This is a genomic window from Duganella flavida (assembly GCF_009857445.1).
In the GTDB taxonomy this organism is placed as follows: domain Bacteria; phylum Pseudomonadota; class Gammaproteobacteria; order Burkholderiales; family Burkholderiaceae_D; genus Rugamonas; species Rugamonas flavida.
This window is the reverse complement of sequence record NZ_WWCN01000010.1, coordinates 60,666-81,387: the sequence shown is the minus strand read 5'-3', so window position 1 is coordinate 81,387 and position 20,722 is coordinate 60,666. Positions and strand designations below refer to the sequence as shown.

Sequence of the window (20,722 nt, the reverse complement as noted above, 5' to 3'; positions counted from 1 at the left end):
AAAAATCCAATTCTCGGATTCTACCGCAGTGGCTGCCGTACGGTGACGCACGTAGTGGCAGCTGTGTAACTCACGGGGCTGGCACGCCCAGCGGCGGCTGGCCGTGGCGTGGGACCAGCCAGCCGCCGTCGCTAAGCCAGTCCGCCAGCCGGTCCGGCCAGTGCACATCGGACAGGCGCTCGGAGCGCCGGCCCATGTTGAAGGCGTGGTCGGTATCAGCATACAAGTGCAGTTCGGCCGACACGCCGGCCGTGATCAATTGCTGGTATAGCGTCAGCGCCGGCGGCATGCAGCACTTGTCGGCGGAACCGGCCACGATGAAGGCCGGCGGCGCCTCCTTGGCCGCCTTCGCCGGTGAGCCCAGTGGGCCCGGATACACCAGGATCTGGAAGTCCGGCCGCGCTTTGCCGGTCGACCGCATCCTGCCGCGCCGGCGGCGACGGCTCGGGATTATCTGCCACCAGCGACACCAGCTCGCCGCCCGCCGAGAAGCCCATCACGCCCACGCGTTGCGGATCGACGCCGTAGTCCGCCGCATGCGCACGCACCCAGCGCACGGCGCGGCGCAAGTCGGCCGCCGCGTCGTTTTCAATCGAATAGCTGGAGCCGGCGTCGCGCGCCAGCCGGTATTTCAGCACAAAGGCCGTCACGCCAACCCGGTTAAGCGACTTGGCCGCAACCATGCCCTCGTTCTCGAACACCAGCATGCGATGGCCGCCACCCGGCGCGATGACTACCGCCGCACCATTGGCGTGGCGCGGATTGGCGCGCACCACCGTCAGCGACGGATCGTGGATATTGCTGACGTAGGTGCTGTCCACTTTCTCCGCTTCGTTGTGGCGCTGCTCCGAGCCGGGCGCGCCGTCCGGCCATAGCTGCTGCGCGCCCGCCTGCCCGCATAACAACAGCACCAACAAAAATTTACTGCGCATGGAATTCTCCCGCCGCGTACAGCGAGTGATGGGTGAGGATGAATAAGGTACGGCCATCGGTGCCGCCAAAGATCAGTCGCAGAGGGCGTTCCGGCACATCGATGCGGCCAATCTCCTTGCCGTCTGCCGCGTAGACGAACACCTGCCCGTTGGCGACGTAGACATTGCCGCTGCGGTCCACCGCCGCGCTCTCGCCGCCGCGTTTGGCCAGCAGCTTGAGGTCCGTGATGCCGCCGCCCGCACCGATAACGCCGCTGAAGGTGCGGTTCTCGGAGCCGTTGGTGAACACCACGCGGCCATTGGCGCCCGCCGACACCAGCCCGTGGGTGTCCAGCGTATCGGAGAAGCGATAGCCCAGGTGATCGGTCGGCCCCTGCTTGAATACGCGGTACGCCGGCAGCACCAGGCTAGCGTCCGGCGACACGTATTCGCGCGCCTTCGGCAAGGCCACGTCGCGGGCAAACATTTCGGCCAGCGTGGTGAATTCGTAGGTGTCGAAGTTAAGCTGGTCGCGGAACTCGCCGTTCTGCCAGAAGTTCACCGGCACTACGACGCGCGCGCCTGCATGGGGTTTCACCGGCGTCGGTTTGATGACGGTGACCGGGCCTGCCGGCTGGTCAGGCTGGAAGGAATACACCGTCCCCTCCGGTCCGGCCGACGACAGCACCATGATCGCGCCGCTCTTGTCGATGGCGAGGTTGACCGGATCGAGCGGAGCGTCGCGCACCACCGCCAGCCCGCCCTCTTTCGACCAGCTGTAAATACGGTTGAAACGGCGATCGGCGAAATACAGCTTGCCTTTTGCATCCACCGCCGCACCGGCGATGGAGTAGAAATCGCCTTCCAGCTTGTCGACCTGCGGCGCGGTGGCCGGCGTGGCCCGCATGGCCGGCGTGGCGGGAACAATATCGAGCACCGCAAATTCATGCTCACGCACCTCCTGCTTGTGCGTCAAATCCTGCAGCGTATTTTCGAACGAGTATTTGCTGGCGCGCAGATAGGTATCGCAGCCGTTTTCATCGCAGGTGGCAAAGCCGCTCTCCGCATTGACGTGCACATTGCGAAAACGGATATCGCCCGAATTCGTCATCTTCACCGCCGACACGGCGGGCTTGATGGAGCGCGTCACGCGATACGCATGGTAGTTGGCGAAGCTGATGTTGCGCGAATTGCGAATCTCCAGCGACACCGCGTCCATCCCGTCGCGCACCTCCTGCTCGGTTTGCGGCGCGAGGAACTCCCAGTTCTCGACATTATCCAGCACAATCTCCGCGCGGATGTGGTGTTCGGCCGACAGCTCATACACCTTGCCCGGCGTTTTGGTGTTGGAGACGTAGAAGCCCGCCTGCGCAAAAGTGCTAGGCGACCAGCAGGCGACAAACGTTCCGCCGCCGCCGTCGGTCACCCAAATGCTTGGATACTGGCGATCCCAATGCAGCGTGGGGTCGAAATTGGCGGATTTCTGGTACGGGTCGCGGCGCTTGCCGTCGTACAGGCGCGTGCCGTGGCCACCCTGGATGCGGATATCGTCCACCAGCGAATCAGCGCCGGCCTTCCATAACAGCGCCGTCGCGCGCGGATTGACTTCGCCGGTAGCGAGGCCGAAGCCTGAGACGATGGCGTCGCCGCCCTTGGCGCTTTCCAGCAGCGCCTTCGGACCGTCCGCGGCGGCATATGCCGCCGCGCCGTTTGGCAGCACCAGCTGCGTGACGCCAGGGTGCAGGCCAATCAGCACCGTGTCCGGCTTCAAGCGGATGGTATCCTGCACCATGTAGAAGCCCTGCGGCAAATAGACCGTACGATTGGCGTCGATGGCCCTCTGCACCGCTGCCGTGTCGTCAGTCACGCCGTCGCCCACGGCGCCGTAATCGCGCACGCTGGCCCACTGTTTGGTGGCTGGCAGCGTACGCATGACCGGCGCGCGCGGCGCAGGCAGTGCCTTCAGCGCCTCGCCCTTGACGTTGGTGGCGAACTTGCCGACGCTGCCCAGTCCCGGCAGCGTCAGGCCGTAATTGAATTCGCTAATGCGATAAGCCGCGCCGTAGCCCGCTACCGTCTTGCCGCTGTCGCGGAAGCGCGCGAACACCGGCGTGTTTTTGGCGACCGCGTTGTCGAAGCCAACCTGCGTGTAGACGTTGTCCTCATTGCTGATGATGACCGCCGCTTTCGAGACGTTCTCGAAGCGCACATCCTTCCCCCACAGCGAGTCGCCGTAGCCGCGGCTGATCTCTATGCCCACCGGCGTGTTGCGGATCGATGTGTTAATCAGCGTGAGGCCCGCCTCGTGGCCGCGTATCGCCGCCTCGCGCTGGCCGTCAAAAGTGGAGTCCATCAGCGTGTACTGCCACGCCGGCGACGTTTTCTCGGTGAGGATGCCATACCGGCCGCCGTAGAATTTCAGGTCAAAGCTCTCATTACCGACCATGTACACGCCAGCCAGGCCGGAGCCGATATGGAAGTCCATGTGGCTCAGGTAGGAGTGCTGCGCCGTGCGCAAACGCACCGCTGCTGCCGCTGGATTGCCGTCACCGATTTCAACGTCCACGTTGCTCATGGCCGAATAGAAGGTCGACGAATTGGCGTCGCGCACACTCTCGCTGTACGGCACCGCGCTTTTCACCGGTACCGGCACTTTGCCGACAGTGTACTGGTCGCCGCCAGTGAACACCACCATATTCGCCACGCCTTTCTGGAAGCCGGGCGTATTCGCGCCCAGCACCAGTACTGGCCGCGTCGGACCGACGCCGTACAAGCGCACCGCCAGCGGCACCAGCAGCGAACGCGTAATGCGATAACGGCCGGACGGCAGGAATACCACACCGCCCTCGCCCTTGTTGGCAGCGGCATCCAGCGCCTGCTGGATCGCCGCGCTGTCGTCGGCACGGCCGTCGCCAACGGCTTTCACTTTCACCGCACGCGGATCGTCCGGCATCGACTGGTAAGTGGAGACCGACGCCGCCTGCGCGAACATAGGAGCTGCCAGCACTGCGGCGGCGAGCACATTTAAAATTGGTTTCATCTGTTATCCCACAAAAGCAGAAAGAATCAGCACGAAAATCAGACCAAACACGCCGACCAGCGTTTCCATCAGCGTCCAGGAACGGAAGGTATCCTGCAGCGACAGGCCGAAGTACTCCTTGAACATCCAGAACCCGGAATCGTTCACGTGGCTGCACATCAAACTGCCGGCGCCTATCGCTAGCACCATCAGGCTCGGATCGATGCCGGACGCCTGCACCACCGGCGCCACGATGCCGGCCGCCGTCAGCCCGGCCACGGTGGCGGAGCCGAGGCAGATACGGATCAAGGTCGCCACCAGCCAGCCTAAAACCAGCGGCGGCACCGGCAAGGCGCCCAGCTGCGCGCCCAGTTGCGCGCTGACGCCGGAATCCACCAGCACCTGTTTCAGCGCACCAGCGCCAGCGATCACCAGCAAAATCGGCGCGATGTCGCGCAAGGCGTCCTGCGCGCCAGCCATCAACTCCGGCAGCTTGCGGCCCTGCGCCACGCCCAGCGTGAACACCGCCACCAGCAAGGCAAGCAGCATCACGATCATGGGATTGGCGAGGAAAGCCACCAGCGATTTCAAGGAAGGATCGGCAATCGGCATCGCACCGGCAACCGTGGCGACGGCCAGCAGCCATACCGGCAGCAGTGCCGTGGCGAAGCTGTTGAAGACACCCGGCAGCGCGGCCTCGTCACGCAGGCCGGTGCGGAACATCGGCGCTGGTTCAGCTTTGATGCGCTTGAGCGTCATGGCGAACAGCGGGCCGGCGATGATCAAGGTCGGCACGGCGACCATCATCCCGTAGAACAGCGTGCGGCCCATATCGGCATGGAACTGCGCCACCAAAGCGGTCGGCGACGGATGCGGCGGCAGGAAACCGTGCGCAATCGACAGCCCGCACAGCAGCGGGATCGCCATCGCTACCGCCGGGCGGCCGCTCCGGTACACCAGCGAGAACACCAGCGGCACCAGCAGCACGAAGCCGACGTTGTAGTACAAGGGAATTCCGGCCACGAAGCCGGTCAGCGTCAGCGCCACCGGCATGCGCGCGGAGCCGAACACGCCGATCAGGTAACTGGCGATGCGCTGCGCCGCCCCGCTGTCGGCGATCAGCTTGCCGAACACCGCGCCCAGGCAGACGATGACGATCAGCGATCCAAGCAAATCGCCAATGCCCTTGTCGATCGACTTCGGTATGCTTGCCAGCGGCATCCCAAGCAGTAGCGCCGCCAGCAAAGCCGCCACCACGAACGCCAGCAGCGGCTGAACCTTGGCCCACGCGATCAGCAGCGTGAGCGTACCGACTGCCAATGCCACGGCAATCAGCGCCCACGCTGCCGGCGTCACTCCGAAGAGCGCGGCCATCGCTTAGAAGTTGTAGCGCAGACCGGCGCGGTACACGCGGCCGATCACATCGTACAGCGCCGGGTTGATGCCGAAGCTCAGGTTAGCCTGCGGTGCCGGCGCCGGATCGACGTTGCCGATGTTATCCACCTTGAAGAAAGCCGTGGCTTTGTCCGAGAACTTCCAGGTACCGCCCAGGTCCACGTAGAAGGCGCCCTTCATATGGTTGTTGTAGATGGTCGGATGGATCACGGTCGATACCGGGCAGTTGGTCTGGCACTCGATAAACTCGTTGCTGTACTTGCCGCTGCTGATCCAGCGCTGGCTCAGCGTCAAGCTGTATTTATCGGTGTCCCACGATTGCGACGCCAGGCCTTTCCAGCGCGGCGTATTGCCAAGGTTATTGCCCGCGCCTTCCGATGGAATGGTGCCCACCACGCCCGGATCGGTCAGGAAGCTGATGTTACGGGTGACCAGCGCGCGCACCGTGAAGCGGCCCGGCAGGTTCCAGTCTTTCAGGTTCATGCGGTACGAACCTTCCAGGTCGTAGCCCTTGCTATGCAGCGAAGCGAGATTAAAGGCTTGCACCGTCACATAGTTATTAGTGGCGACCGCGTTCCCCAGCGACATGGCGCCGCAGATTTCTTTGTTCCCCGCTACGCACAGATCCACTTCCTGCTGCGCCGACAGCGACGAGATCACGCCATTGACTTTGATGTCGAAGTAGTCGATCGACGCGCTGAAGCCCGGCGCCCAGCTTGGACGATCCAGCACCACGCCGAAGATATTATTACGCGCGATTTCAGGACGCAGCTTGGTGTTACCCACGGTACGCTGCTGGATGGTGACGGTGTTACCTTGATACTGCACCACGTTGTTGACCACCACGGCGGCCGCATACAGCTCGCTCAAGTTAGGCGCACGTACGTCTTTCGAGGTTACAGCGCGCAGGCGCAAGCCATCGATGCCGGTCTTCCAGCTGGCGCCCAGCTTCCAGCTTTCGACGTGGCCGGAGGTGCTGTACTGGGTGTGGCGGTCGGCCATGTTGATGTTAGCCTCGCCCCAGGTTGCCGATTTCAGTACCGGCACGTTCAGCTCCAGATAGGCTTCCTTCACGTTGTAGGTGCCGGAGGCGTTGTGGTAGTTACCGGCGTACCAGTTATTACCGACCGTGGAATTCAGCAGCGGATCGGCCGGATAGGCGGCGCTGTTCGGCGTGTCGGCGGTAACGCCGTTGCCGTAAGTGTCACCGCTGACGCGGTAGCTCTCGCGGCGCCACTCGGCGCCAGTCGCCAATGCCACCGGGCCAGCCCACGAATCAAACGCCTCGCCGTTGACATTGAAACTGCCGACGTCCTGCTGCATACGGGTGTGCTGCTGCGGACCGTTTTGTGGCGCAATGTAATTCCACGTCGCCGCGCTGACCGGCACATTGCCGATGATGTTGAGCGGGACGCAGCCGGAAGCGCGTGCCGCATCACTGCGGCAGCCGATGGTGCCGTCGGCCAGCTTGACCGCGTCGATGGCGGCGTTGTAGCGCGCATTCAGCGTCATGTCGTGGACGATGATGTCGGTGAAGTTGACGCCGCGTTCAGCATACGCGTCATACGACCATTCTTTGCCGAAGGCCGGGAAGCGGCCATCCGCGCCGATCACCAGGCGCTGCATCTTGCGGGTTGGATGGACGTTGATATTTTCCGGGAACTCGGCGTTGGCGGTGCCGTACTGGAAGCTGGTGATGTTATTCGCCGCGCACGCCGCAGCGATCGACGCCGGCAGGTATGGATTCGAGCACTGGATGGTCAGGTTGGCATTCTTCGCCGCGCCAGGATTCGGCGAGAACACCGACTTCACTTTACCGAAGTTGGCGGTGAAGTAGATTTCGTGATCTGGGTTGATGTCGAAGCCCACGCGGGTGTAAGCCACCTGGCGGGTCAAGTCCATCGCCAGGTTGGTGCCCGCGCCCACGCTACCGCTCAAATCGCCGCCGACGCAGAATGGATTGACGCAGCCACTCACCGCGCCGGTGCCGGTTGGTACGCCGTTGGAGCCGTAGTTGAATTTATATGGTTCGCCATTCGCGCCAAACGCCGTGCCTTGCAGCGGGCCGTTGGTAATCAGGCCGTACTTGGCGTACTGGTACTGCTGCGCGTGCGAGATGACGGTGTACTGTGGCTTGCCGTCGTTGGTCTGCGCCAGCGGGCGAATCTGGTAGGCCGGATTTTGGTACCAGGTACGGCCGTTCGGGCCCACTTCGCCGAAGCCCGGCGATTCGATGCCCTTCTCGCGGCCATATTCCACGCTGCCTGTTACGTGCAAGCGGTCGTCCATGAAAGCTTTGCCGAAGGCTGCTTGCAGGGTGCCGTTCTTGTCGTCGCGGTAGGTGGTCTGGCCGCCTTCGACATTGAACTTGAAGCCTTCGAATTTTTTATCGGTGATGAAGTTGACCGCGCCGCCGATGGCGTCCGAGCCGTACGAGGCCGAGGCGCCGCCGGTCACCACGTCCACGCGCTTGACCAGCAGTTGCGGGAACTGGCTGACGTCCGTCACGCCGGTGACGTTGGCGCCGACCACGCGCTGGCCGTCCAGCAGTGTCAGGGTGCGGATCGGACCGAGGCCGCGCAGGCTCAATGAGCTCAGGCCCTGGATGCCGCTGCTGGTGCTGTTGGTGCTAGTGGTGCGGCCAGTGCTGCCCTGCAGCGCAGGCAGTTCAGCGATGGCGTTGAACAGGTTAGGCTTGGCGTTCTTGGCCAGGTCGTCAGCACTGAGCACGGTGGTCGGCGTCGGCTGGGTGAAGCCGCGCGCCGAAATGCGTGAGCCGGATACGGTCACCACGTTGTCAACCTTGGCTTCAGCTTCGGTGGCGGCGGCCGGCGTTGCGGCTGGTGCTGCGGACTGCGCATCCGCCTGCTGCGCGTCGGCGGCGGATGCCGCGGCTTGCTGGGCATGGGCGGCGGATACGGCGATCCAGCTGCATGCGCTGGCCACGGCCAGGCGCATGATGGTGTTACGGGTAGTCAGTGTCGTCATTGTGTCAGTCTCCATCTAGTTATTGTGGTTTTACTGCGAACTGCTTATGCCCTGATCTGCGTCACCAGATCTTCGGGCGGTGTTTCTATATCCAGCGTAATTCCTGCTTCATCGTCCTGCAGCGGTTCCAGGTCGCGGAACTGGCTCTCTAACAGAGAGGGCGGCATGTAATGGCCGACTCGCGCCTGCATGCGGGCGGATATCAACTCCTGGGGACCATCCAGATGCGCAAAGCGCAGCGCCGGGTCGCCCTGCCGCAGCAGGTCGCGGTAGCGCCGCTTGAGCGAGGAGCAGGAAATCACCAGCCCTTCGCCGCGCAGCCGCGCCGCTTTGATCTGCGCCTGTAAAGCCAGCAGCCAGTCGGCGCGGTCGTTATCGTCCAGCGGCAGGCCGGCCGACATCTTGGCCACGTTGGCGGGCGGGTGATACTGGTCGCCCTCGACAAACGGCACACCGTTCGCGGCCGCCAGCGCCTGCCCGACCGTGCTCTTGCCGCAGCCGCTGACGCCCATCACCACCCAACGGATACTCTGCATCCACATCTCCAAGGTTAGATAGCGCTAACATTTCGTTTCTGAAGAAATAGATGCGTTACAGCAGCACCTAGCAATCCAATACGGGGAGTTTTTCGTCAGCGCCAAGATAGCGTTATCATTTTTTGTTGACTTTAACTTACCGTAGGAATTTGTAAAGGCAAATTCATGTCGCAATGCAGCATATGAAACCAGTGAAACGCCTGGCTGCGTCGGGCCGGTCCTCGTCTGTTGCGGCGCAATACAAAGTGCGGCACAAAAGCCACACTGTGGATGCTATGCTACGCGTGCCCTACTTCCCTCAACCGATAAGAACAACACATGCACAACACCGAGACTGCCCGCCCGCTCACGCGCCAGGACTACAAAACCCTGTCCCTCGCCGCACTGGGCGGCGCGCTGGAATTCTACGATTTCATCATCTTCGTCTTCTTTGCCAACGCTATCGGCCAGCTGTTCTTCCCGCCCGAAATGCCGGATTGGCTGCGCACCTTTCAGACCTTCGGCATCTTCGCGGCCGGTTATGTGGTGCGTCCGCTGGGCGGCATCGTGATGGCGCACTTCGGCGACCTGCTGGGCCGCAAACGCATGTTCACCCTGTCGATTTTGATGATGGCACTGCCGACGCTGGCCATCGGCCTGCTGCCAACCTACGCCAACATCGGCCTCGCCGCGCCCATCCTGCTGCTGTTGATGCGCGTATTCCAGGGGGCGGCGGTGGGCGGCGAAGTGCCGGGTGCGTGGGTGTTCGTGTCCGAGCATGTGCCGGCCCGTTACACCGGCTATGCCTGCGGCGTGCTGACGGCCGGCCTCACCTTCGGCATCCTGCTTGGATCGCTGGTGGCGACTGCACTCAACACCGCCTACAAAATGGACGAAGTACTGGCCGGCGCATGGCGCGTGCCATTCCTGCTGGGCGGCGTGTTCGGCCTTGGAGCGATGTACTTGCGCCGCTGGCTGCATGAGACGCCGGTGTTTGCCGAGATGGCGCAGCGCAAAGCGCTGGCTGCCGAAATGCCGCTGAAGTCCGTGCTGCGCAACCATCGCAGCGCGGTTACTGTGTCGATGCTGCTGACGTGGATGCTGTCGGCCGGCATCGTGGTGGTGATCCTGATGACGCCTGTGCTGCTGCAGAAGTTTTATCACATCGATGCGCGCACCTCGCTGGTGGCGAATACGATTGCGACGCTGGGATTGGCGATCGGCTGCGTGTTCTACGGCGCGCTGGCCGATAAGCTGGGTGCCAAGCCGGTGCTGCTGGTTGGTTCGCTGCTGCTGGCGATTTGCACCTACGTGTTCTACACCACCCTGCGCGTGCAGCCGGAACTGCTGCTGCCGCTGTACGGCCTGACCGGCTTCTGCGTCGGTGTGGTGGGCGCGGTGCCGTGCGTGCTGGTGCAGGCCTTCCCGCCGCAGGTGCGCTTTTCGGGACTGTCGTTCTCGTACAACCTGTCTTACGCCATCTTTGGCGGCCTGACGCCGGTGGTGGTTACGCTGATGCTGAAGAGCGATCCACTCGGCGCGGCGTGGTACGTGATCGCCGTCTGCATCGTCGGCATGCTGACCGCGCTGTTTATCCCTAAGGCCGAACTCCACTGAGCACGCGCTGGCCTAGTCCCTGCCGCACCATCAGCAGAAGGGCCAGCACCAGCATCACACTGGATGCAGTCAGCGCTGTCGTTACGCGGTGCGCCAGCAAGGCTGCGCCGTGTAGTTCGTGCGCGCCGATTGCAGCCAGTGACACCAGCACCGCAAGGCCCAGGGAATTGCCCAGCTGGTGCGCCACGTTCACTACGCCCGCTGCTGCCCCCGCGTCCTGAGCGGACACACCGGCGATGCCGGCTGCGGTCAGGGGACTTAGCGTCATGCCCTGCCCTGCGCCGATCAGTACCATCGGCAACGCCACCGCCAGCCAGTAGCCGTCTTGCGGCGACACGCGGCTCAGCCAAACCATGCCTGCCAGGCAAACCGCCAGACCAAACGCCAGCAGACGCGCGTTGCCGAAGCGGCGCGTCAGGTGCGGCACTTGCAGCGCTACCGCAAAGTTCACCATCGTCATCGGCAGGAAGGCCATCCCGGTCAACGACGGTGGATAATTCAGCACGGTTTGCAGGTACTGTGTGGTGAAGAAAAAGAAACCGATCATCGCGCCAAGGAACAGCATGCGCGCCGCATAGGCCGATGCCCGCTGGCGGTTCGCAAATAAGCGCAGCGGCATAATCGGCTGCGCCGCGCGGCGCTCGTTGACGATGAAGGCGGCCAGCAGCAACAAGCCTGCGACCAGCGTGCCCTGTGTCAGCGCATCGCCCCAGCCAGCACTGACCGAGCGAATGAAAGCGTACACCAATGCGCTCATGCCAGTGGTGGAAGCCAGCGCGCCGGCCACGTCGAAGGCGCCGCTGCTACGTGGGCTCTCGGGAATGTAACGACGCGCAGCCCAGATCATCGCCACACCGATCGGCAAGTTGACAAGGAAGCCGACGCGCCATGACATCCACTCAGCAAGCACGCCTCCCAGCACCAATCCGACACTCGCCGCGATACCCGCCGTCGCGCTGTACAGCGACACCGCGTGCGTGCGCTCGGCGCCTTCGGCAAAGCTGGTTTGCAGCAGCGCCAGCGTGGATGGCGCCAGAATCGCCGCGCCCAGTCCCTGTACCGCGCGCGCGACCACCAGCCACGCCGGCGACATCGCCGCACCTATCGCCAGCGACGCCAGCGTGAACAGCGCCAGCCCCGCCACCAGCATGCGGCGACGGCCGATGATGTCACCTGCGCGCGCTGCCAGCAGCAGGAAGCCGCCGAAGGTCAGCGTGTAGGCGCTCTGCACCCACGCCAGCCCGCTATCGCTGAAGCCCAGTTCAAGATGGATCTTCGGCAGGCCAGTCAGGACTACCGAAGTATCCAGCACAATCATTACATAGTTAACCAGGATGATGGCGAGGATGGCGCGCTTGTTCATGCCGGCTCCAGCCAATCGACCACTTTGCCGTCGAGGTTTTCCGCAATCGCGATGTGCGACATGGCGGTGGTGTCTGCCGCGCCGTGCCAATGCTTGACGCCAGGCGGTATCCACACCGTGTCGCCCTGTTTGATCTCCTGTACCTCACCACCCCAATGCTGCACGCGGCCCGCACCAGCGGTGACGATCAGGGTCTGGCCCAGCGGGTGCGTATGCCAGTGCGTGCGCGCACCCGGCTCAAAGGTGACGATGGCGCCGCCAACGCGAGCCTCGCCCGTGCCTGCGAATGGCGTGTCGATGCGCACGCGCCCCGAAAAGTAGTCTGCGGATCCGGTAACGGATGCTTGTGAGCCAGCGCGGGTAACTTGTACGTGTTCCATGTGATTTCCTCCTGTATGCCGAGCAGTTTAAGAAGAAAGCACCTATTTGATAAGACGCTATAATCGGCATGAGCTTATGAAAGGAATTCATCAATGGAGTATGAGAATTTCAATGACCTGCTGGCGTTTGTGGCGGTTGCACGCGAAGGTAGCTTCACCAAGGCGGCCAAGCAGCTGGGTGTATCGCAGTCGGCGCTGAGCCATACGATACGTGGACTGGAGACGCGGCTCGGCATCCGCCTGCTGACGCGCACCACGCGCAGCGTCAGCCCGACCGAGGCCGGCGAACGGCTGCTCAACACCGCAGCACCGCGCTTTGATGAGATCACGCAGGAACTGGCCTCGCTCAACGAATTGCGCGACAAGCCAGCCGGCACCATCCGCATCACTGCCGCCGAGCATGCGGCCAACAGCGTGCTATGGCCGAAGCTCTCGCCAGTCATGCACGATTATCCGGATGTGAAGATCGACATCAACGTCGACTACAGCATGACCAACATCGTTTCGCAGCGCTTCGATGCGGGTGTGCGGCTGGGTGACCAGGTGGAGAAAGACATGATCGCGGTGCGCATCAGCCGCGACTTGCGCATGGCGCTGGTGGCGACGCCGGAGTATTTCGCGCTGCGTGGCAAACCACGCACGCCGCACGACCTGCAACAACACAGCTGCATCAATCTGCGCCTGCCGACGCACGGCAATCTAATGGTATGGGAGTTTGAAAAAAACGGTGTGCCGCTGAATGTGCGGGTAGATGGCCAGTGGGTCTTCAATAGCACCACCCCACGCCTGCGCGCCGCGCTAGCCGGCTACGGCATCGCCTACCTGCCGGAAGACATGGTGACCGAACACCTGAAAGACGGCACACTGGTCCGCGTACTACGCGAATGGTGCCCAGCCTTTCCGGGCTACCACCTGTACTATCCAAGCCGCCGGCAGTCCTCACCAGCCTTCCAACTGGTAGTAAACGCGCTGCGAATGTAGCTGCTTGCTAGCTCGGGACATCCTAATCCCTGCACAATCTAACGTAGCAGATGTTAAAATGTCAATTTCCAATCAAGCCTGCATAGAGGAATTGCTGATCCACAGGGCATGGAAAATGGTCGCAGTTCTAAAAATAGAGTGATTGGAGTCATCGGTTGAGCAGGTTAATAAATGGTCGTAACCGCGCTTGCGCGTATGTACTTCGAGCAGTGTTCAGTGTGGTGATCGGCTTAGGCTGCGGCGGGCTTACCTCTGCTCAAGGCGCGGCGATGACAGCGGAAGATCTCAGCACGTTTTTCGATCAGCATGCTTCGCACGAGATGAAGAAGTCGGATGTCGCCGGCGCAGCGATCGTGGTTGTCAAAGATGGCAAGGTGCTGTTTGCGCGCGGTTACGGTCATGCGGACGTTGGACTTGGAACACCAATCTCGCCAAGTGAGACGCTGTTCCGTATGGCATCGCTATCCAAGCTGGTGACTTACACCGCAGTCATGCAATTGGTGGAACAGGGCAGGATCGATCTGGATGTCGACCTCTCGCGCTATCTGGATTTCCCCATTCCCGCCACATTCGCTCAACCGATCACGATGCGCCATCTCATGACGCATACGGCCGGCTTCGAAGATACAGTGGAAAACAGGTGGGTCAAATCTGAAAAACTGACTTCGTTGCGGGACTACCTCGTGCGACAAATGCCCAAGCGCCTTTTTGCTCCTGGTATGGTACCGGCCTATTCGAGCTATGGCACGACGCTGGCGGGTTACATCGTTGAGCGAGTATCGGGCGAATCTTTCGAAACCTATACCGAGCGTCATATCTTTGCGCCACTCGGTATGCGCCATTCGAGCTTTGCGCAGCCGTTGCCGCCGAGCCTCGCGCCGCTGCTGTCGAAAGGGTATGGCATCGGGACTGGTCCTGTCCGCCCGTTCGACACGGCGCAAATAACGCCGGCCGCAGCTTTGTCGAGTAGTGCGATGGATATGGCGCGTTTCATGCTGGCTCACCTTGGCGAGCAGACCGCACCGGGGCCAGCGTTGCTCAAGCCGGCGACGTTGGCGCAGATGCATACCGTCCAATTCCGCCATCATCCCTTAGGCCCGGGGATCGCGCTGGGCTTTTACGAAATGGACGAAGTTGTGCAAAGGCTGATCGGACATACGGGTGACATTCCAGGTTTTCACTCAGTCATTTATCTGTCGCCCGAGCAGCGTCTTGGCTTGTTCATCGTGCAAAACACTGAAGCCGGTTCGGAAATGCGCGAGGTCCTGTTGAAGTCTTTTGCCGAGCGCTATCTTCCTCCGCCGTCACCAGCGCCCGCGATGCCGCGTCAGGCCGTGAGAGACGAGTCTGAGCAGATACAAGGAAGCTACCGTACCACTCGGCGGTTTGAATCGAGCCCGCTGTCTTTGCCATTTTTGCTCGATCAAACCGTCGTGCACGTGGTGAGGCCCGGAACACTCGTGATTGACACAGTGCGCGGATCGAACGGCAAACCTGTCGAGTGGCATGAGGTAGAGCCAGGCGTGTGGCAAAGCGCGGCAAACCCGCTTCGTCGCCGCTACTTTCTCAAGAATGCGCAAGGCGAGTGGGAGATGAGCAGAAACGGGGACCCGATGCAGATCATGCAAAAGGTCTCCTGGTATCAGCATAAGCTGGTGATGCTTTCCGTCTTGGTCTTGTCGATTGCTACAGTGTTGCTAAGCGTACTGGTGTGGCCGTTGTCCGTTATTTGGCGCATACCATCTGGCCCACAAGCCGTTCTGTCGCCGGTGCTGCTTACGGCCAGGAACCACATGCGCTTGGCCGGGTTGCTATCATTGCTGCCATGGGTTTTGTATGGTGGCATTTTGCTGGCCTACTTGACTAACTCCCTGTTCGTTGCATTGCCCACCTGCGCCATACTCTTGCGCGTGGTTCAGATCTTGGCATGGCTCGCGGTGGGCGGCACCACCGTTGCGCTCCGGGCTGCATGGCTAACTTGGCCTAATCGGGAAGCGTCGTTGGTGAGCCGGGTTCACTCAATGGCGCTTGCCTTGGCGTGTTTAGGGGCCACGGCCGTAGCCTGGCAGGGAAGTTTTTTGATTTGGAATTGGCGCTATTAACGTAGTAAGCGTTTTCTTAGGGACTTTTGGATAATCGATGATGGCATCAACCCGGTTGACGGGATGATCGGCGATATGCGTGAACACGTGACGCAACCAGGCTTCGGGGGCGACACCGTTCAGCTGCGCCGTGCCGATCAGCGAGTAGATCGCGGCAGCGCGTTCGCCGCCGCTATCTGGCGCCGTCGTCGCAGTACCGCAGCAGCGCCGGCCAAAGCTTCAGCGAGTAAAGGATGGCGGCCGCCGTATCGGATTTGCACGACAGCGTAGCGAGCACGGTTTGCAGCCACTGTTCGAGGTCGTCGAGCAGCATGCCGCCTATGCCCTCCTCGATCGCATACCGCTCGCCGATGCGCCGTAGCACTTCGGTAGTTAAGGGTGAAGGGTGAAGGGTGCGCGGCATGCAAGTTGTAAAATTTCCGGTGTGCATGCGCCCAGCAAGCAGCTTCGCGAATCATACCGTCCTCGAACAAGGCGTTGAAGCCGGCGTAGGAATCGGCTTGCAGCACGCCTTCAAACTTGGCTAGGTGGGCATGGATAACCAACCACCACCAATGGCCTGACCAGCAGCAAAACCGACAGCCGCACCCACGTGGCCTTCATCAAGCACTCCTTCTGATCAGCTGAGATCTTCGTGGTGGGCGGAGGCGCCCTGCTTCCAGTACGCCGAGATGCGGGCCGCTTCGCGCGGGTGGCCTTTGTCGACAAACACGGCGTCGCGCACCTGCGCGGCCACCGCTGCCTCACCGGCAAACCAGAAGAAGCCTTCGCCATCCTGCAACTGCATGGTGCGGATAGCGGCCAGCAGCGCCGCATCGTCGGCGAAACGTTCCAGCTTCACTTGCGCTGCGCTGTCGAAAGACAGTGCGGCCGCTTCCGCTCCCACCACCAGCACTTGCACTTGCGCGCCGGCTGGCAGTTCTTCCAGACGGCGGCGGATGGCCGGCAGCGCGCTCGCGTCGCCCGCTAGCACGTGCCATGCATAATCCATCGGAATGATCATTGAGCCGCGCGGACCGGCGATTACCGCCACCTGCCCCGGCGCTGCCTGGCGCGCCCAATCGGAGGCTGCGCCGGTGGCGTGCAGCGCAAATTCGATGGTCAGTTCGCGCGCCGCAGGGTCGTAGTGGCGCGGCGTGAAATCGCGCCGGACTTCGTCGCTGATCAAGAATTTGACATGGTCGTCATAGGAAGCCGAGACGAAATCGTGTAAGGTCTCGCCTTTGAATGTTACGCTGACGTAGTCCGGAGCCAGATGCTGCACCTTCACCACTTCCAGTTCGCGCCGTTTGATTTCATGCCGAACGCGTTGAATTCGATTGCTCATCATCTTCTCCTTAGTTGATAATGTCACCTATTATGACCAAACAAGTTAATAAAGTCAACCAATCGGAGCAAGTGTTCGACGCCATCCATTCGATCATGCATTTGTACCGGGCGCGCCAGCTGCGCGGCCTGCGCGACAATCCGCATGAACTGACGCATATGGAATACAAGGCGTTGGGCTTCTTCTCGCGCCATCCCGGCGCCACGCAGGGCGACCTGGTGACGCATTCGGGCCGCGACAAGGCCCAGCTGGCGCGCCTGCTGAAAGGCTTGCGCGACAAGGAGCTGCTGGACGCAGTGGCCGACGACAACGACCGCCGCATCACGCGCCTGACGCTGAGCGCACAGGGGCGCAAGGCGTTCGACGGCTTGCACGCGCTGGGTGTACAGGCTTCGGGCGCTGCGGTGACGGGCATGAGCGCCGAGCAGCTGACGCAATTGCAGGTACTGCTCCTGCAGATCCGCCAGAATCTCGAAGCAGACGGGGAAGAGTAAGCCTTACAAGGCTTTCAATGTTTTTATCAGATCACTGAGGCGATAAGGCTTGGCGATCAGTTCGAAATTGCCGACGTCCGGCATCTGGTCGCGCAGGGTGTTCTTGACATAGCCGGAGGCCAGTACGATTTTCAGGTCAGGGAATTCGGCGCGGGCGGCCTTGCCCAGTTCAACCCCGTTCATGCCCGGCATGACCACATCGCTGAACAGGATGGTAATGCCAGGATGCTGGCGCAGCGTGGCCAATGCCTGCTCACCGTTGTCCGCCGACAGCACGTCGTAGCCGAGGTGCGTGAACAGGCTGATGGCCGTTTCCAGCACGTCAAGCTGGTCGTCCACCAACAGCACCTTGACCGCGCTGGCCGAGCCGCGCTCCTCATGCGCCGAACTGTCCGCTGCCGCCACCGCCGGGAAGTAGAGCGACACCGTCGTGCCCTCGCCCACCTGCGAATCCAGTGTCAGCGCGCCTTGGCACTGCTGCACCATGCCGTACACCTGGCTCAGGCCCAGCCCCGTGCCCTTGCCCACTTCCTTGGTGGTGAAGAACGGTTCGATGGCGCGGGTCATGGTCTCCGGCGTCATGCCGGTGCCACTGTCCTTGACCATCGCGCGCACATAGCGGCCAGCGGGCAGGCGGTCCACTTCATGCGCAGTCAAGGTGACGGCGTCCAGCGCAAGCTGCACTTGGCCGACCGCGTTCATCGCATCGCGCGCGTTAACCACGAGGTTGAGCGGCGCCGACTCAAACTGGGGGGCGTCGATCATCGCTTGCGGTAGATCGTCTTGCATATGCAGCGACAGGTGCATGGCGTCCGGCAGCGCGCGCCGCAGCACGGCTTCGAATGAACGGATCACGCGCGCCACGTCGTGCGCCTCTTGCCGCAAGGGCTGCTGGCGCGCGAAAGCCAGCAGTTGCTGGGTGAGCGCGGCGCCGCGCTGGGCCGCGCGCGACATGGTGTCGACCGAGCGCGCCACCATGGCCGGGTCCTTGGTCATGCGCAGCAATTCGAGCCCGTTCATGATCACGCTCAGGAGATTGTTGAAGTCATGCGCGATGCCGCCGGTCAGTTTGCCGATGGCTTCCAGCTTTTGCGACTGGAACAGCGCCTCGCGCGCGCGCTCCAGCTGCTCCGCTGCTTCGTGACGCTCAGTGATGTCGCGCGTGATCTTGGCAAAGCCCAGCAGCTCGCCTTGCGTATCGACGATGGGATCGATCACCACGCTGGCCCAGAAACGGCTGCCATCCTTGCGCACGCGCCAGCCCTCGTCCTCGAACTTGCCGGTGGTGCGCGCCACTTCCAGCGCCAGCACCGGGCGGCCGCGCGCGCGGTCTTCGTCGGTGTAGAACATGGAAAAATGGCGGCCGATGATTTCGTCCGGATGGTAGCCCTTGAAGCGCTGTGCGCCGGCATTCCACGTGACGACCACGCCCTCCGGCGACAACATATAGATGGCGTAATCGGTCACGCCCATGATGAACTGGCGGAATCGCTCAGCTTCAATGGCATCTACGCTGGACAGGGCACTCTGCTGCATGGTCATCCTCAATGGCTGGTTGCGTGAATTCTACTTCAGCGCGGGCGAAAACTGGGTACACTTGTTCTATCGTCCGTCATGGACAGACTCCAAGGATACAGTGTATGCGATCTGCCCCTCTGCTCCCCACGCTGCTGCTGGCTGCCGCCACGTACAACGTAAGCGCCAACGCCGCCGCACCGCGGCCGGTCAAGGTCATGATCATCAGTATGTTCGGCGCAGAGGAAAAGGTGTGGACCGGACCTTTGAAACTGGAGCAGAAGATCGCGGTGCCCGGCCTGTCGCCGCTGCACCCGGAGGTGCGCTGCAATACCGACGATGTGTGCCAGATGACCACCGACATGGGCAAGGCCAACGCCTCGGCCTCGGTGGCGGCCATGATCCACAGCGGCTTGTTCGACTTGCGCGCCACGTACTTCCTGGTGGCCGGCATCGGCGGCATCGACCCGGCGCAGGGCACCACTGGCACGGCGGCGTGGTCGCGCTACCTGGTCGATTCGGACCTGGCGTGGGAGCTGGACGCGCGTGAACGGCCGGACGGCTGGCGCACCGGCTACCTTGGCATCAATATGAAAGCGCCGACCGACACGCCTCCGCTGCACTACGGCTCCGAGATGTACCAGCTGAATCAGGAACTGCTGAACCGCGCGCTAGCCCTGTCGCGCGATGTGGCGCTGGCCGACTCCGACCAGGCCCGCAACTACCGCGCGCGCTACGCCGCCGCCCCGGCCAACCAGCCGCCGCAAGTGACGCAATGCGACGCCATGACCGGCAACACCTGGTATCACGGCGAGCTGCTGGGCCAACGTGCGCGCGACTGGTTCCAGCTGCTGACCGCCAATCAGGGCAAGTACTGCATCGTGGCGCAGGAAGACAACGCCACCTACACGGCGCTCAAGCGCGGCGCGCTGGCCGGGCTGCTGGACGACCAGCGCATCGCGGTGCTGCGCACAGCCTCCAACTTCGACCGTCCGCCGCCGGGCGTGCCGGTGCTGGAGTCGGTGAACGCCAATTCGGGCGGCTATGCGCCGGCGCTGCAAAATCTTTATTTGGCGGGGAATCCGCTGGTGCAGGATATCGTGCAGCACTGGCCGGCCGGTCCGGCGCCTGCCGCTCCCATGACCGCGCGCCGCAGCGGGCCGTCCTATGCGCCGCGCATCATGATCGTGAATATGTTCGGCGCCGAAGCTGCGCCGTTCGTCAAGGCCATTGGGCTGACGGAAAAGCACAAGGTGCCCGGCCTGTCGGCGCGCTATCCGGATGTGCTCTGCAACCGCGAACAAATCTGCCAGCTGACCACCGATATGGGCTACAGCAACGCCGCCGCCAGCATGAGCGCCCTGCTCTACGCCAGCGGTTTCGACCTGCGCCAGACTTACTTCATAGTCGCCGGGATTGCGGGCATCAGCCCGCAGCATGGCACGGTGGGATCGGCAGCGTGGGCCGATTATGCGATCGACTATTCGCTGTCGCACGAAATCGATGCGCGCGAGATGCCGCAGGATTGGCCTTACGGCTACTTCGGCATCCATACCGACGGGCCGGGACAGAAGCCGCGTTTCGACTATCGCACCGAGGTGTTCCAGCTGAATACTGCATTGGTGGACCGTGCGTACCGCTTGTCGCAGCACGTGGTGCTGAGCGATTCGGCGGCGGCCAAAGCTTACCGCACCGGCTTCACCGCAGCGCCGGCCAATCAGCCGCCGGCGGTGACGCGCTGTGATACGGTGTCCGGCGATACCTGGTACGCGGGCGAGACGCTGGGCCGCCGCGCCGAAGACTGGTCGGCCCTGCTCACCGACGGCAAGGCGCGCTACTGCACCTCACAGCAGGAGGACAACGCCACGCTGGAGGTACTGCGGCGCGGCGAGGCAGCGGGCCGGGTGGATTTCAAGCGCATCCTGATCCTGCGCTCGGCCTCGGACGTCGATCGCCCGCACCCGGGCCAGAGCAACAGCGATGTGCTGCTCAACTACGCGCAGCAGGGCGGCTTCGAACCATCCACCGCCAACTTGCTGCTCACTACCCAGCCGGTGATCCGCGAGATCACCGGTAACTGGAAACGCTGGAAAAACGGCTTGCCGGCGGAGTGAC

15 protein-coding genes and 2 pseudogenes are annotated in these 20,722 nt (G+C 62.5%); 6 read left to right on the top strand and 11 right to left on the bottom strand.

From position 1 onward, the window contains the following. Positions 1-70: 70 nt before the first annotated feature. The 6 genes from GTP46_RS30375 to GTP46_RS16565 are packed head-to-tail and all read right to left on the bottom strand — an operon-like array spanning position 71 to position 8,849. Positions 71-316: an alpha/beta hydrolase family protein gene (locus GTP46_RS30375; protein WP_371869680.1), complete on the bottom strand. Its 246-nt coding sequence runs from the start codon at positions 314-316 to the stop codon at positions 71-73. Then, the gene (locus GTP46_RS30370) at positions 216-932 is read right to left on the bottom strand and encodes an alpha/beta hydrolase (RefSeq protein ID WP_371869679.1); all 717 of its coding nucleotides are present in this window, start codon (positions 930-932) and stop codon (positions 216-218) included. Before GTP46_RS30370 ends, GTP46_RS30375 begins: the two co-directional genes overlap by 101 nt. Then, a complete protein-coding gene (locus tag GTP46_RS16580; protein ID WP_161007744.1) occupies positions 922-3,951 on the bottom strand; it encodes a glycosyl hydrolase family 28-related protein in 3,030 nt (1,009 codons plus the stop codon). Before GTP46_RS16580 ends, GTP46_RS30370 begins: the two co-directional genes overlap by 11 nt. 3 nt (positions 3,952-3,954) lie before the next feature. Further along, entirely contained in the window at positions 3,955-5,304 is a 1,350-nt protein-coding gene (locus tag GTP46_RS16575) for a gluconate:H+ symporter (protein ID WP_161007743.1), read from the bottom strand. A 3-nt stretch (positions 5,305-5,307) separates the two neighbouring features. Next, positions 5,308-8,313, bottom strand: a complete 3,006-nt coding sequence (locus GTP46_RS16570; protein WP_229258982.1) for a TonB-dependent receptor plug domain-containing protein — start codon at positions 8,311-8,313, stop codon at positions 5,308-5,310. Positions 8,314-8,357: 44 nt separating this feature from the next. After that, on the bottom strand, positions 8,358-8,849 hold the full coding sequence (locus tag GTP46_RS16565; RefSeq protein WP_229258981.1) for a gluconokinase: 492 nt from the start codon (positions 8,847-8,849) through the stop codon (positions 8,358-8,360). A gap of 318 nt (positions 8,850-9,167) precedes the next feature. On the opposite strand from GTP46_RS16565, the gene GTP46_RS16560 reads away from it, so the two are divergent. Continuing rightward, entirely contained in the window at positions 9,168-10,445 is a 1,278-nt protein-coding gene (locus GTP46_RS16560; RefSeq protein ID WP_161007742.1) for an MFS transporter, read from the top strand. Here GTP46_RS16560 and GTP46_RS16555 read toward each other — a convergent pair. Both GTP46_RS16555 and GTP46_RS16550 read right to left on the bottom strand, forming a co-directional pair. After that, positions 10,426-11,808, bottom strand: coding sequence for an MFS transporter (locus GTP46_RS16555; protein ID WP_161007741.1), 1,383 nt, complete (start codon positions 11,806-11,808; stop codon positions 10,426-10,428). The genes GTP46_RS16560 and GTP46_RS16555 overlap by 20 nt on opposite strands. Then, entirely contained in the window at positions 11,805-12,188 is a 384-nt protein-coding gene (locus tag GTP46_RS16550; RefSeq protein WP_161007740.1) for a (R)-mandelonitrile lyase, read from the bottom strand. Before GTP46_RS16550 ends, GTP46_RS16555 begins: the two co-directional genes overlap by 4 nt. A gap of 93 nt (positions 12,189-12,281) precedes the next feature. On the opposite strand from GTP46_RS16550, the gene GTP46_RS16545 reads away from it, so the two are divergent. Together GTP46_RS16545 and GTP46_RS16540 are read left to right on the top strand one after the other, a co-directional pair. Beyond that, a complete protein-coding gene (locus tag GTP46_RS16545) occupies positions 12,282-13,169 on the top strand; it encodes a LysR family transcriptional regulator (RefSeq protein WP_161007739.1) in 888 nt (295 codons plus the stop codon). A 218-nt stretch (positions 13,170-13,387) separates the two neighbouring features. Continuing rightward, a complete protein-coding gene (locus tag GTP46_RS16540) occupies positions 13,388-15,271 on the top strand; it encodes a serine hydrolase domain-containing protein (RefSeq protein ID WP_161007738.1) in 1,884 nt (627 codons plus the stop codon). Here GTP46_RS16540 and GTP46_RS30105 read toward each other — a convergent pair. Together GTP46_RS30105 and GTP46_RS16530 are read right to left on the bottom strand one after the other, a co-directional pair. Beyond that, a pseudogene (locus GTP46_RS30105) lies at positions 15,212-15,801 on the bottom strand (IS66 family transposase); the annotation flags it as partial. The gene GTP46_RS16540 and the pseudogene GTP46_RS30105 overlap by 60 nt on opposite strands. 89 nt (positions 15,802-15,890) lie before the next feature. Further along, positions 15,891-16,598: a siderophore-interacting protein gene (locus GTP46_RS16530; RefSeq protein ID WP_161007737.1), complete on the bottom strand. Its 708-nt coding sequence runs from the start codon at positions 16,596-16,598 to the stop codon at positions 15,891-15,893. Between the two features lie 32 nt (positions 16,599-16,630). On the opposite strand from GTP46_RS16530, the gene GTP46_RS16525 reads away from it, so the two are divergent. Further along, entirely contained in the window at positions 16,631-17,092 is a 462-nt protein-coding gene (locus GTP46_RS16525; RefSeq protein WP_161007736.1) for a MarR family winged helix-turn-helix transcriptional regulator, read from the top strand. Between the two features lie 3 nt (positions 17,093-17,095). Here the strand turns inward: GTP46_RS16525 and GTP46_RS16520 are convergent, their stop codons facing one another. Next, on the bottom strand, positions 17,096-18,628 hold the full coding sequence (locus GTP46_RS16520; protein ID WP_161007735.1) for a PAS domain-containing hybrid sensor histidine kinase/response regulator family protein: 1,533 nt from the start codon (positions 18,626-18,628) through the stop codon (positions 17,096-17,098). 119 nt (positions 18,629-18,747) lie between these two features. On the opposite strand from GTP46_RS16520, the pseudogene GTP46_RS16515 reads away from it, so the two are divergent. Together GTP46_RS16515 and GTP46_RS16510 are read left to right on the top strand one after the other, a co-directional pair. Then, positions 18,748-19,719: pseudogene (locus GTP46_RS16515) on the top strand (purine-nucleoside phosphorylase); the annotation flags it as partial. A gap of 27 nt (positions 19,720-19,746) precedes the next feature. Continuing rightward, positions 19,747-20,721: a purine-nucleoside phosphorylase gene (locus GTP46_RS16510; RefSeq protein ID WP_161007876.1), complete on the top strand. Its 975-nt coding sequence runs from the start codon at positions 19,747-19,749 to the stop codon at positions 20,719-20,721. Position 20,722 lies beyond the last annotated feature (1 nt).